Annotated in this window: 9 protein-coding genes and 1 tRNA gene; 6 read left to right on the top strand and 4 right to left on the bottom strand. The window is 46.7% G+C overall.

Going from position 1 to position 13,066, the window contains the following annotated elements:
* Positions 1-89: 89 nt before the first annotated feature.
* Together A3EU_RS0112130 and A3EU_RS0112125 are read right to left on the bottom strand one after the other, a co-directional pair.
* Entirely contained in the window at positions 90-827 is a 738-nt protein-coding gene (locus A3EU_RS0112130; protein ID WP_020536438.1) for a DUF4197 domain-containing protein, read from the bottom strand.
* 368 nt (positions 828-1,195) lie between these two features.
* Positions 1,196-1,267, bottom strand: a tRNA-Gln gene (locus A3EU_RS0112125).
* Between the two features lie 199 nt (positions 1,268-1,466).
* Between A3EU_RS0112125 and A3EU_RS0112120 the strand changes: the two genes are divergently transcribed.
* From A3EU_RS0112120 to A3EU_RS0112110, 3 genes are read left to right on the top strand one after another with little or no spacing between them, the layout of a single operon-like run.
* Entirely contained in the window at positions 1,467-1,916 is a 450-nt protein-coding gene (locus tag A3EU_RS0112120; RefSeq protein ID WP_156825741.1) for a hemerythrin domain-containing protein, read from the top strand.
* Entirely contained in the window at positions 1,916-3,124 is a 1,209-nt protein-coding gene (locus A3EU_RS0112115; RefSeq protein ID WP_156825740.1) for a hypothetical protein, read from the top strand. Before A3EU_RS0112120 ends, A3EU_RS0112115 begins: the two co-directional genes overlap by 1 nt.
* On the top strand, positions 3,117-5,417 hold the full coding sequence (locus tag A3EU_RS0112110) for a hypothetical protein (protein WP_020536435.1): 2,301 nt from the start codon (positions 3,117-3,119) through the stop codon (positions 5,415-5,417). The genes A3EU_RS0112115 and A3EU_RS0112110 overlap by 8 nt, the downstream gene beginning before the upstream one ends.
* Before the next feature lie 330 nt (positions 5,418-5,747).
* Here the strand turns inward: A3EU_RS0112110 and A3EU_RS0112105 are convergent, their stop codons facing one another.
* On the bottom strand, positions 5,748-7,985 hold the full coding sequence (locus tag A3EU_RS0112105) for an efflux RND transporter permease subunit (protein ID WP_020536434.1): 2,238 nt from the start codon (positions 7,983-7,985) through the stop codon (positions 5,748-5,750).
* 167 nt (positions 7,986-8,152) lie between these two features.
* On the opposite strand from A3EU_RS0112105, the gene A3EU_RS0112100 reads away from it, so the two are divergent.
* On the top strand, positions 8,153-8,950 hold the full coding sequence (locus A3EU_RS0112100) for a YwqG family protein (RefSeq protein WP_020536433.1): 798 nt from the start codon (positions 8,153-8,155) through the stop codon (positions 8,948-8,950).
* A 371-nt stretch (positions 8,951-9,321) separates the two neighbouring features.
* Here A3EU_RS0112100 and rpsA read toward each other — a convergent pair whose 3' ends face one another.
* Positions 9,322-11,424, bottom strand: coding sequence for a 30S ribosomal protein S1 (gene rpsA / locus A3EU_RS0112095; RefSeq protein WP_020536432.1), 2,103 nt, complete (start codon positions 11,422-11,424; stop codon positions 9,322-9,324).
* Positions 11,425-11,761: 337 nt separating this feature from the next.
* Here rpsA and A3EU_RS0112090 point away from each other — a divergent pair, with 337 nt between their 5' ends.
* Positions 11,762-12,100: a nucleotide pyrophosphohydrolase gene (locus tag A3EU_RS0112090; RefSeq protein WP_020536431.1), complete on the top strand. Its 339-nt coding sequence runs from the start codon at positions 11,762-11,764 to the stop codon at positions 12,098-12,100.
* 186 nt (positions 12,101-12,286) lie between these two features.
* Positions 12,287-13,042: a carboxypeptidase-like regulatory domain-containing protein gene (locus A3EU_RS0112085; protein ID WP_020536430.1), complete on the top strand. Its 756-nt coding sequence runs from the start codon at positions 12,287-12,289 to the stop codon at positions 13,040-13,042.
* Positions 13,043-13,066: the final 24 nt, after the last annotated feature.

Here is a 13,066-nt window from a genome sequence, read left to right as displayed (position 1 = left end):
CCAAGGCAGAACACAATAATGTAAATTGGACTTTCGGTAAGCCTGGAGGGATCGCTACCCGGAATACCGAAAGTCCAATTTAGTAATATTTAATCTTGCTTCGAAAACACCTTTCGCAGCAATTCGCTGGTACGCAGGGCCGGGTTGTCACGAATTTCGAGCTCCTTAACTTCTACAAGTCCGAAAAGTCCTGTCAGGGCTTTTCCTGTAACGTGTTGGTCGAGTTCGGGATTCGTTTTTTGGACGAGTGGAATACGATTGTAAGCCGTGACAGCTGTACGCCAGTACTCGCGCGCGCCGACTTCATCAAGGCTTTGCTGGATAATGGGGAGAAACGCATCGGTCAAGGATTGTGTAGTCGTGCGCTCTAGGTAGCGGGTAGCCGCATCTTTATCACCCATCAGCAAACTCATAGCATCTTGGAAGCTGAGTTGCTTGATAGCATCGACAAAGATAGGCTTGGCCTTAGCTACCGCCAGCTCCGCCGCACGGTTCATTTTCTCTTCCAGCTTTTGCTCTACGTCGCCAAAACCTGGTACATTTTTGAGGCGGCTTATCACGTTTTGCGCTTCTTCCGGCACCATAATTTTGTAGGAGCTACCCAGGTAACCATTTTCGGCAGAGAGGAAGCTTACGGCTTCACCAACACCAAGGTCTAGTGCTTCTTTGAGTCCTGCGCCCACCTCATCTTGCGAGAGTGCCACATCACCACTGATAACGTCTTGCGCTTGCTGCTTGAGCTTGCCGAGCGCTCCTCTTACTTGTGCGAAAGCAGGTAGCGACAGCGCGACTACGATCAGGAGCGTCATTGTTCTTTTCCAGTTCATTGGTATATTTTTTTGTGGGGTAAACGATATTAACTAACACAAAGTAACTCTAAAGAGGGGTGCTTGGTGGGCTTAGGTTGGTGTTTTAATGAATCTTTAACTAGTAGGTTTTTCACCCTAGTGTGAATGAGAGACGGGTAGGCCACAAACGAAAATCAGGAGTAGTCACGAATTTCACCCCCTCTAATGAGGACGCTGTTCGAGACGACTCCTGTTGCATTTTTTTTTAATATTTACTTACTCTCCCGGGCTAGCATCATCGCTACTAAGACCTCCCCGCAACAATCCCGTTCATTCGAATGAACATCTTCTCTTTGTATAAGTCTACAAATGAAAAAAGGACCACCGTGTTAACGATGATCCTTTTGTAGACCTACTAAGACTCGAACTTAGAACGACAGAACCAAAATCTGCTGTGTTGCCAATTACACCATAGGTCTTTAAAACCAGCTCTAATTTCTTAAAGCGACGCAAATATAAGACGAATTATAGCTGTATGCAAGGCTTTGAGGAAAAAATATTTTTCTCTTGCCAAACAGTATTTTTAGAACAGCCCCCAACAGCTATTAGTTCCCGATTATAGGGTATATTGCTGTCCTTATATTTTTTTGTGCTGCCTCTTATTTTTAGCCCTTACTTATGAAACGACATCCCGCGCTTACCCCTCTTTCTCGAGAACATCACCAGCTTTTAGTGCTGGCCCAGGTACTCAAACAAGATGTGCCGGCTTATAAAAATATGCCCGTTACGCCCATTGAACAAAGAGATTATGCACTTGAACGTTACACCGAACTTATAGAGCCTCATTTTGCTTGGGAAGAAAAAGTCCTCCTTCCGCTGGCAAAGCGGTACGGCGATAAGCTCCTGCGGCTCTCTGCCCAGGTACTCACAGAACACGATGCTATCAGGAAAGCATTTGAGCAACTTGCAGTAACTCCAGAGGCAGACCTCGCCCAAGAACTCGACCTGCTAGGGCGCGCGCTGTCGGCCAATGTCCGCTTTGAAGAAAGGGTACTCTTCCAAAAAATGCAAGAACTCCTCCCCGAAACCGCCTGGATCAGTATGGAACAACCTGGTCGATGGAATTGATGAAAGTAGTAAAGTGGGAGGTGGGAAGTCGGAAGTGGGAAATATTGGAATCGCCTGGTGGCGAGCATTCCTTTGGTTTTTCGCGTATCCCATTACTTCCGACTTCCCACAACCCTTACACCTTTACACTTTTACACCTTTACACCCCATTACCTCCGATTTCCGATTTCCGATTTCCGATTTTGATTCTACTCTTCCTTCTCGGCTTGTTTTCCTCCTGCACGCCTGAACCCATCGCTATCGAACCTGCTTTTTACCATTGGCAAACTGAACTGAATATCGATAGTACGGGGCAGAATTACCTAAAAGCCTTAGACGCACGCCGCTTATACGTTAAGTTTTTCGATGTCACTTGGAACGAAGCCCGCAACGAAGCGGCTCCCCAAGCGAGCTTGGAACGAACAGAAGAGAGCGCCGACTACGAAATTGTGCCAACCGTTTTTATCACCAATCAGACGATGTTGGAGCTTCCGGCAATGCAAAGGGCTGCCCTGGCCGATCGTATCCTACAAAAGATAAACGAACTCTGGCCAGGTTTGGAACCTGCCGAAATACAGCTGGATTGTGATTGGACTGAACGTTCGCGGGGAGCTTATTTTCAATTACTGGAGCTGATCCGCGAGCGTCTGCCAGTTACTACCAAGCTATCGGTAACCCTACGCCTGCATCAGTATCGTTACCCCGAGCAAACGGGCGTGCCTCCTGCCGACCGCGCTATGCTCATGTTTTATAATATGGGCGACCTCACGGATTGGCAAGAGCCCAATTCTATCCTTAATCTGGAAAAAGCAAGGCCTTATTTGCAAACGACAACGGCCTATCCACTCCCCTTGGATTTTGCGCTGCCCATTTTCAATTGGGGCGTTTTATTCCGAAAAGGAAAAATGATTAAGTTAATGCCTGGATTGACAGCGGAAGCGTTGCTGGGCATTGGTGCAATACCACTAGAACAGGAAGATGGCCACCGTTTTGAGATTACCAAAAGTACGTATCTTGAAGGCTATTATTTATACCGTGGCGACCAACTACGGTTAGAAACAATCAGTTCACAGCAACTAGAGTTCGCAGCTCGACTTTTGCGAGGCCATGCCACAGGGGAAAAAGCATATCTCAGTTTTTACCATCTGGATAGTACCTTGATTTCCCGCTTTCCGGTGGCTGATTTACAAAAGTGCTTGAAGACATTAAGGAGCTTAACTAATGAATGAAAACAAATCACAATTCTACGGTAAAAATACATTGCTAGGGCTATTGCTGGCATGTTTGGTCTGCTTTCCACTCACGATCAGCAGTGACTGTGGTGCTGGCTATGTTCCGTTTTATGGGTACAGCTTTATTAATCCCGAGATCACAAAATTCGACAGTGAACTGGCGCCATTCTTTTTGAATTTTTCGAACATCTACAAGGAATTTTTCAAGACGCAGCAGGAAATTTACCAGCTTGACAATGCCAAAGAATGGCAGGAACGATATTGTGAAAACGCCAACGTTGCAGATATTCGCTACATCGTTTACAAGGCTTCTCGGTTTCAATTACAGGATTTACTCATTGCTATGGATAGCGAAACGGGCAGCGCTTCTCGCCGTATTGGGGGGGCTTTAGCGAATAACGGTTGGGCCCGCTACATGGTGAAACACAATTGCCGGGAAACCGTCGACTACCTGATGTTTGCCAAAACTTGCGAACCTCACGCGGTGGCACCTGCCGACAGTTGGCGAGAAATTAATCGCGATGTGGTAGCGATGAGCCGCCTGATTGACGAGGCTCATGACCGTTTTTTGCGTACAGAATCCGACTACATCAAGCTGCGTTATGCTTTCCAGGCGATTCGCCTGGCACATTACAGTAAACAATATGATAAAGTCCTGGAGTTGGTAGATTATTACCTCCCCAAAATCGATTATGACCCTTCTATTGTGGAGTATTGGATATGGGGGCACAAGGCCGGAGCACTACAAGCACTGGGGCAAAGGCCAGAGGCCGCTTACCTTTATTCCAGAATATTTGAAAAATGCCCAGGGAAACGTGAGAGCGCTTATCGGAGTTTTCGGATAGACACTAATGAAGAGTGGGAGCAAAGTCTCCTTTTATGTAAAAGCGACCACGAGCGCGCCAACCTTTATGTCCTTCGCGCGAATAGCAACAATGCTTTATTGGTCGAAGAAATGCGCAATATCTACGCTTACGACCCTCAGCATCATGCGCTGGAGATGCTACTGGTAAGAGAGTTGCAACAATTGGAAAAAGACCTGCTTGCAGAGAGTATTAACCCTTATCGGGCAAACAATGTCCGCCAACATGGTATTCCCCGGGTTTATGCTGGTGAGCGGGTTATTGAACTACAAAATCAGGTGCGCAGCTGGCTCAAAGAAAATAAACTAAGGCAACCAGCGCTGTGGAAACTGGCCCAGGGCTACCTGGAAGTGTTGGCAGGCAACTACTACTTTGCAGAACGCACACTGGAGGAAGCCGATGAGATGATTGAGGACAAACACCTAAAGGAGCAACTATCGGTCTTTCGCCTGGTCTTGGAGATTTTATCCCTGGAGGAAGTAGGAGATGATGAGGAACGGTACTTGGCCAACTTAGGGCGGCAGTACAAGTTTTATAAAAACTACCCGGATTTCCCCCGCCTGATCAATGATAAATTGAGGCTACTTTACCGCGAGCAGGGCGATGACGCAAAGGCTTACCTAATGGAGTATAGCCTGGCCCAGTTGAAAGCAAATCCTGACCTGGATATTATCGATAGATTGATTGCCCTGTGCCGTAAAGAAGAGCGCACTCGCTTTGAGAAGGAATTAGTGGAATTGCAAGACGGTACCACTATAGAAAACGAATTACTAAATATTAAATCGGCCCATTTGCTTGGGCAGGGCTTTTTGGAACCAGCCCTTAAAGCTATGCAGGAAGTCACCCTCGTCGAACAGGATAATTTTGGACAGTTTAACCCATTTGTGCGCCGGTTCAAGGATTGTGTCAATTGCCTCCTCCCTGATACGGTGACGACCTATAACCGGGTAGAGCTGATTGAATTGATGCTGGAAATGGAGTTCGATGCTCGCGCAGCCGAGTCTGCAGATCAGGCCGCCTCCATTTATTTTGACTTGGGCGAGGCGTTCTATAACATGTCTTACTTTGGTCAGGCCTGGAAAGCGACCGATTTGTTTCGCAGTAGCTCCAGTGGTGATCGTGCTTATCGCAACAAAGGGCAAGAAATTTTCTCTCATGTTGGCTTACCGCTGGGAAATCATGAGAATTTCAATACCGATCGCGCCCTTCGCTATTTTGACTTGGCTCGCCGTACGGCTAAGAGCAAAGAGATACAGGTTGCCGCCGCTTACATGGCCGCAAAATGCGAACGCAATGACTTTTATACCCAACATGAAAGAAGAACCTACGACTACTTCAGCATCATCGAAACGGATTACAAAGACACCCAGTTTTACCAGCGTATTATCAATGAATGCCGCGATTTTCAAGCTTATCTCTTAAAGTAAAAGGACTTCGGTGTAAAAGTTGGGAAAGTGTAAGGGGGTAAGGGTTTGTGATACACGAGGAGACCGGAGACTCTTAAGGAGGGTTTTTCTTTTTTGTATTCTTCACAAATAGAGGCTAGACGTACCCCGCAGGCCTAGTCGTGATAGATGCGTAAGAATTGTATTGGCGCGTAAGGCAGAGCCTGGAGCTCGCCGCAGGGACGAGGAGGACAAGGGATAGTAACTGCTCCGTAGGGCAGGGTTTTACACCCTGCATGAAGGAGCAGTGGATAGCCCGGTGCCGAGGAACGACGGCATGGCCCCACCTAACCATCAAACCATCAACTACCTCTAATCCTTGATCAACCACCGAATTAACAAAGGCAGCAACAACAAGTCAGATGCCACCGCACTCAGCAGCGTCAAGCTAATGAGTAGGCCGATGGTAACGCTCGGCGGATGAGAACTGAAAAGCATGACCATAAAGCCAAAGAAGAGGATGATACTGGTAAGAACGATGGCTTTCCCCGTTTCCTGGAACGTAAGATGGATGGCCTCTTCGACGGGTAGGCCTCTCATACGAGCGAGTTTAAACTTGCTCAAAAAGTGAATGGAATCATCTACAGCAATTCCAAATATGACCGCAAAAACGATACTTACCCCAGCCTCTAGCTCAATCCCCAGGTAGCCGAGTAAGGCTCCCGCTAATAACAGCGGAATAAGATTAGGAGCAATAGAGATAAAGAGCATCCGCCCATTGCGGAAAAGCAGGGCCATCAGTAAACTGACAATCAGTATGGCCATGCACAGGCCCGTTAACAGACTGTAGCGGATATATTCTGCATTTTTATCAATGATGAGGCCCGTTCCAGTACGTTTGACTTTGATGATATCCTGGTCGATATTGTTTAGAATCCATTGATCGGTACGTTGGCCGAAGGCTTTAATAGTGTCAGCACCGATGTCAAAGATACGGCTGGTGATACGAGCCTTGTCTTGCGTTTCATTCACCAATACGTTGAGTTGCAGGTTGGGCACCTGGTCTGCCATACGGCGGTAGCGCCGATATTCCCCTTCTGTTTCAGGGAGGTGGTAGGCGTCGGCACGGTTGTTAGCGTGCATCTGATTCAGGCTCTTGTAGATAGCCGTCACCGAACCAATGGCCTGGATGTAAGGGAACTTGTGGAGATAGGTTTCCAACTTGTCCATCTCTTGTAGTACCGGGTAGTCCGTGGCTTTGTAATCTCCTTGCGTGAAAACGGCAAATTCAAGTGGGCGAAAGCCCGAAAGTTCTTTTTCGAAAAAATTAAAGTCGGCGGTAATTGGTGCGCCGGAAGGCATATTGTTGATAATATTGTAGTTGGTGGTAATGCGACTGATACCCCAAGCACACAGCACAGCAATAATGAAAGTCCCTACCGTAATAGCGCGCGATCTATTCAAGGTAAACTGGTAGGTTTTTTCCATAAGCTTTTCCCAAAAAGCTTGGCCTCTTCCGAGTTTGATGATCTGCTCCGTCCGGAAAAAAGATAAAGCTGCCGTCGTGAAGCAAAGTACGGTCACATAAGCGATAATAACACCTATGGCAGCGTTGATTCCAAAATCACGAATAGGGATGATCTTCGAGGTCAGTAAGGTTGCAAAACCAATAGCCGTGGTTAAAGAAGTCAATAAGGTAGCCATTCCTATTTCCCGAATACTCGTCCGGATAGCGTCCTCACGGCTGGCACCAGCTTTGAGTTCATCAATGTATTTCGACATGATGTGGATGACATCCGATGTGCCCACGATAATCATCAATACGGGGTAGAGTGCCGAGATCGCATTCAATTCTCGCCCTGCTGCACCAAGAAAGCCCAGAAAGAGTAAGAGCCCTAGCCCAATCGAAACCACCGAGACGATAATCCCCCAGGGCCGGCGGAAGAGCAAAAACATGATCAGACTCACCAGTATACCCGAAACGATAGCCGAAAATGTAATTTCTCGCTTCTGCATATCCACCAACTCCCGTTGAAAGTAGGGTCGGCCCATGTAGTGAACCTCTGAAAAATCATACGTTGCCACCAGTGCTGCAAGGGAATCCATGTGTTGTTCACTATCTGCCAGACTCATGCTACTGGTGGTCTTGAGATAAACCATCAGGGTCGTTGCATCGTCGTTGATAAAGTTGTGAACAAAGCGCTCATCACCGAGTACTCGCTCACGGTCGGCAGCGTAACGAGCGGGATCATTCCTATGAATGACCGGGATGTTGGTGATAAGGAAAGGTGTCTTAAGCGGATAGTTAAATTTGGTTAGCGACTGGCTTTCTTCCACAAAGGGGATTTCGCGTGCTTCGAGGGTGAAGCCATGCACCTCGTTCAGGAAAGTACTGTCAAAAACGCCCTCTTCCCGCACCAGCGCTACGAGCATGAAGTTGTCGTCGGCCTCAAAGTTTTCGATAAAGTCTCGAAAGAACTCCAGGTCTTCGTCTCCTTCCGGAAAAAACTGCTCAAAATCGAAGCTAAATTTCAGTTGTGTGGAGTAATAAGCACTGGCACCGGCCAGAATTGCAAACAAAATGAGGATAGGAACCCGGAAGCGAATCATACGTACTTTTTAATTATTTACCGAACGGTGCAAACGTACAATGGTTTACTGAAAAACACCTAATTTTTCGAAGTGATGTAGTATATCCAAAGCCACTTTGTAACGGATCGGTTTCATAAAGCGAACTTGGGTTTTCCTCAGTGAAGGTTTTTATGTAATTTTCGCTCATGAACTGGACCAATGAACTCCCTGCCCCGCTGTTGCCTTTTATAGACCGTTTCCTCGCTACGGAGCGCGCTTGTATTCGGTTGCAAATAAAGGATACCGCCCCTTCCCATCGCTGGCAATCTGCCATTGGCAGTCTCCAGTATTGGCCGGTAGCCGAAACATGGCCCGTTGATGAAAATGGCCGGCCTTTGTTTGGGCTGATACAGCTGAATTTAGCCGAGTTGCCTCCTCTTGAACCATTCCCCAGCCACGGGATCCTCCAGTTTTTTGTCACTGATGATGCTTTCTGGGGAGCCAACCCTATAGCCCCTCATCGACAGGATAATTTTCGAGTCATCTATCACGATGATCCTGATCCGGCTTCGACGCCCTTGGTAGAAGATTTTTCCTTCCTCCCGGCTTTTGAAGACCTGCCCTTGCAGCGGGATCTTTGTCTCGCCATTGCCGGCCAGACCGGAACGATGCTCTTGCCACCTGATGATTACCGCTTCGATGAAGAACTAGGCGACATTTTCCACGATTTAGGCGACGAAAAATGGGAGGTGTTACGCGCTTACCGCAAGGCCATTGGTACCGTTGGTCACCGCCTCGGCGGCTATGCAGCTTTCGCTCAGGAAGACCCCCGAAGTGAAAACGATGATGACACCTTGGAACTCCTCCTTCAGCTAGACACCGATCCTGCTATCGGCCTGCTCTGGGGCGATTATGGTGTAGCTCACTGGCTGTACAAATCCATTCCCGAGCTACTATCTACGATAGATTTTAATCAAATATGGTACGGCTGGGAGAGTAATTAGGAATCCCCATCTATATGTCTATGTGATAAAAGCACTTCCTATGTGATAAAACCCATACACACTTCACCAAATAGACACAGTGTATTAGAATTCTCCTAGAGGAGCCTAAGCCCCAATCTATGTGTCTATGTGATAAAAACACTTCCTATATACCTATGTGTTAAGAAAAAGTACATAAAAAAACACCCGAACCACTACAAGTGATCCGGGTGTTACTATTTTAGAAATACTCAGAGTATTGCGCAGAAAATAAATGACAATTTTTCTAAGTTTTTCAAATAGTTAAAACACTTTAAATGAAGCGTTTATTTAACTATTGTGAAAAACAAAATCGCATTTTATTTTCGTGCTGTTCCTAAGCATATCGCTGTTTACTCATCATCTCCACCGTCGTCAGACAACTGCTCTTTGAGCTGGCTGAACACGTCCAAGTCACCAAGCGTATCACGCTCAACACTTGATTGTGTTTTCTTAACGGCTTTGCGAGTTTCCTGACGCTCATCGTCACGCTCTTTACGAACTTGCTCGTCCGCTTCGCGGCGAATATCGTCAAGGTAACGCAAGTGGCTCACCATGATGCGCTTGTCATCACGGTTAAACTCGATTACTTTTACAGTCAATACCTCATCAGCTTCAGCATAAGTGCCGTCATCCTTGCGGATGTGCTTGAGGGGAGCGTATGCTTCCAGACCGTAAGGTAATTGTACGATTGCACCGCGGTCATCCTTACGTAGGATGGTAGCTTCATGGTAAGATCCTTGTGGGAATACCGTTTCGAACGTATCCCATGGGTTTTCTTCCAGTTGCTTGTGACCTAGTGACAATTTGCGATTGTTCTTGTCAATTTCAAGAATCATCACATCGATTTGTGCACCAACTTTCGTGAACTCACTTGGGTGGCCGTAGCGCTTAGTCCAAGAAAGGTCAGAAATGTGGATCATACCACCGATACCATTCTCCAGTTCCACGAATACACCGTAAGGAGTAAGGTTCTTCACCTCACCGCTGTGGCGGCTGTTTTCAGGGAATCTTTCTTCAATGTTATCCCATGGATCATCCTGTAGTTGCTTAACCGATAGCGACATCTTACGATCTTCGCGGTCGATAGTAACCACTTTGGCTTGGTATTCTTGTCCGAGCTTGAAGTGTTCGCGGGCGTTGATCGGCTGATTGCTCCAGCTTACTTCTGAAACGTGGATCAAACCTTCTACACCAGGCTGAATTTCCAAGAATGCACCGTAGTCTTCGATATTAACGATCTTACCAGTAACGGTAGAGCCTTCGTTGATGTCTTCTGCCAATACTTCCCATGGGTGGGGTTGTAGTTGCTTAAGACCCAAAGAAATACGCTTCTTGTTCTCGTCAAAGTCGAGTACAACAACGTTGATCTTCTGGTTCAATTCGAGTTTCTCACTTGGGTGAGAAATACGTCCCCAGCTGATGTCCGTAATGTACAACAGACCATCTACACCACCAAGGTCAAGGAATGCACCGAAGTCGGTAAGGTTCTTAACCAAACCTTCCAGTACCTGACCACGCTCAAGGCTGGCAATGATAGCTTCACGCTGCTCGGCCAAATCGCTTTCGATAAGGGCTTTGTGAGATACAACCGCGTTTTTGATCGCTTCGTTGATCTTCACTACCTTGAATTCCATAGTCTTACCTACGTAGCTATCATAATCGATGATTGGCTTGATATCAATTTGTGAACCAGGCAAGAAGGTTTCCAAACCACCACAATCGGCGATCAGACCACCTTTGGTCTTGCTGATAACTGTACCCTTGATAACGGTACCGTTCTCGTAGCTGTCTTTGATAGACTCCCAAGCCAGCAACAATTTCGCTTTACGGCGAGAAAGTACCAACTGTCCACGAGCATCTTCCTGCTGCTCAACGTAAACACGTACGTGATCACCTACCGCTAGGTCTGGTGTGTCACGGAATTCCGACAAAGGAATAAGACCGTCTGACTTGAAGTTGATGTCTAATACAACATCACCATCGTTGATAGCCGTTACTAAACCAGAAACGATTTCCATTTCCTGAATAGCAGACATCGACTCGTCAAACTGCGCTAGCATAGCTTCGCGCTCTTCTTCGGTGTAGTTGTCGTCGGCACTCTTGTCAATCGACCAGTCAAAGTCGTCGTGAGCTTCACCAGTAGCGCCAGTTGGCATCTCTACTTCAATCTCTACGTCTTCGTCTTCGTCGTCATCAGAAGCGTCCGCTTTGGTTTCCGTCGCTTCAGCTACTACTTCTTTCGTAGCCTCTACAGCAGCTTCTACCTTTTCTTCCACAGCTTCAGTTACCGCTTCCACGGTTTCTTCCACAGTTTCCGCAGCAGCTTCAGCTACTTCTTCTACCTTTTCAACAACGGCTTCTGCCGCGTCATTTACAGTTTCAGCTACCTCCTCTGCCGGAGTGGCCTCTTCCTGCTGGTTGTCCTGTTCTTCCAGGTTCTTGTCATCTAGCATCTAATAGAATGCTTTAAGTTAGGAATGGGGCAAATAAGTTCTTCAAAATGAAAAGCTTATAAGTTTTTTCACCATTAACCCTTGTGAATAAATTAAATTGCGGCGCAAAGGTAACTCTTTGTTTGCTAACAACCAAGCATTTATCCTGCCTATTACACTGGTTCTCTTGCCTTGGTTTATCTCCCAAAATATCCCGAAATTTGAGTTCCTTTTCGAAGTCAGAATTACTTAAAGTATCTAGAGGAATACGTTCCTTGTTCTCTTAGTGTACCTCGTTATTTCCAACTTCAAATAACCTTTACACCTTTACAACCATCAACCATCTAACCAATAAAAAATGACCTTAAAAAACGCCCAACAAACCGTCGACGAGTGGATCAACACCATCGGCATCCGTTATTACAGCGAGCTCACCAATACCGCCATCCTCACGGAGGAAGTAGGGGAGGTCGCCCGGCTCATGTCGCGCCTTTACGGTGAGCAGTCTTTCAAGCGCCCCGAAGACGCCAAGCGTGCCCCCGCTCAGTTGGCCGACGAAATGGCCGACGTTCTCTTCGTCCTCATCTGCTTGGCCAACCAAACCGGCATCGACCTTACCGAAGCCCTTCAGCGCAACCTGGAAAAGAAAACCAGTCGCGACAAAGACCGCCACGCCAATAATGAGAAGTTGAAGTAGTGTTTTTTGGGCGCTCCCCCTTCCCTTGGTCGGGGTCGGGTCGTCCGCCACGCGCTGTTCGCTTGGCCCTGCGGGCGCCCCGCGTTGCGGTGCTGGCTCCCACCCCTTGCGCGAATAAGCGGATGAGCAGAAATGTTCGGTTAAACAGGCCGTTGGGTAGTGGAAATATATATAAATGCGTGATCAATGAATAAGATCAATCTTGAAAAGTTAAAAAAGTGTGATCAGGTTTGGGAAGATATGACCCCAAATGAGCAAGGAAGAATTTGTACGAAGTGTCAAAACACTATTATTGATTTTCGGGCCCTTACTGATCAGGAAGTAGCTGAGATTCATATGTTCTCAGAGGGAAGAGTTTGCGGGTTGTACCGCAAGGATCAGCTACAAATAAAGCCACCTAAGAAAAGGTACAGTAGATTTACGTCAGAGATAATAGCTATTCTTGGGATGCTTACCACCGTTGATTTGTCAGGGCAAAGCACCTTTAATAATGCCCCAGTCGAACTTCATGAATCGCCCCATAGTGATGTTTCTTTAATCAAGAGAAATCAGTCATCCGATAATGACTTGAAGGAGGAGGGTAAGAGTATTTACGGCCGCATGAAAGATGAAAACGGGGAGCCATTAATCGGTGCTACCGTTCTGATAAAGGGAACAAGAAAAGGTACCGTTTCAAATATCAATGGTTACTATCGCCTGGAGATAGGAGATCATCTAAGTGATACGAATCATCTGGTTCTGATTTATTCTTACACGGGATTTGAAACACAAGAATTTGTAATATACAGTGGTGCTGTTGCTGATCAGGAGCGGATAAAAGTGGGTGTATCTTTTGAAGAAGCAGCCGAAAGTCTAACTTCGTTTTCTATAGTAGGAACACGTAAAAGAGGAATTCATCGTAGAGTTTGGTGGCATATCAAAAATATCTTCACCAAAAAATAGTTGATTATGAAATCAATGCTGCCG

It is taken from the genome of Lewinella cohaerens DSM 23179 (assembly GCF_000379805.1).
GTDB classification, from domain to species: Bacteria; Bacteroidota; Bacteroidia; order Chitinophagales; family Saprospiraceae; genus Lewinella; species Lewinella cohaerens.
The sequence above is the reverse complement of the archived record's forward strand: the minus strand, read 5'-3'. Positions and strand labels throughout refer to the sequence as shown.

Coding starts and splice junctions, on each gene's coding strand:
- A3EU_RS0112130 (WP_020536438.1), bottom strand. CDS start 827: ATGAACTGGAAAAGAACAATGACGCTCCTGATCGTAGTCGCGCTGTCG.
- A3EU_RS0112120 (WP_156825741.1), top strand. CDS start 1,467: ATGAAACGACATCCCGCGCTTACCCCTCTTTCTCGAGAACATCACCAG.
- A3EU_RS0112115 (WP_156825740.1), top strand. CDS start 1,916: ATGAAAGTAGTAAAGTGGGAGGTGGGAAGTCGGAAGTGGGAAATATTG.
- A3EU_RS0112110 (WP_020536435.1), top strand. CDS start 3,117: ATGAATGAAAACAAATCACAATTCTACGGTAAAAATACATTGCTAGGG.
- A3EU_RS0112105 (WP_020536434.1), bottom strand. CDS start 7,985: ATGATTCGCTTCCGGGTTCCTATCCTCATTTTGTTTGCAATTCTGGCC.
- A3EU_RS0112100 (WP_020536433.1), top strand. CDS start 8,153: ATGAACTGGACCAATGAACTCCCTGCCCCGCTGTTGCCTTTTATAGAC.
- rpsA (WP_020536432.1), bottom strand. CDS start 11,424: ATGCTAGATGACAAGAACCTGGAAGAACAGGACAACCAGCAGGAAGAG.
- A3EU_RS0112090 (WP_020536431.1), top strand. CDS start 11,762: ATGACCTTAAAAAACGCCCAACAAACCGTCGACGAGTGGATCAACACC.
- A3EU_RS0112085 (WP_020536430.1), top strand. CDS start 12,287: ATGAATAAGATCAATCTTGAAAAGTTAAAAAAGTGTGATCAGGTTTGG.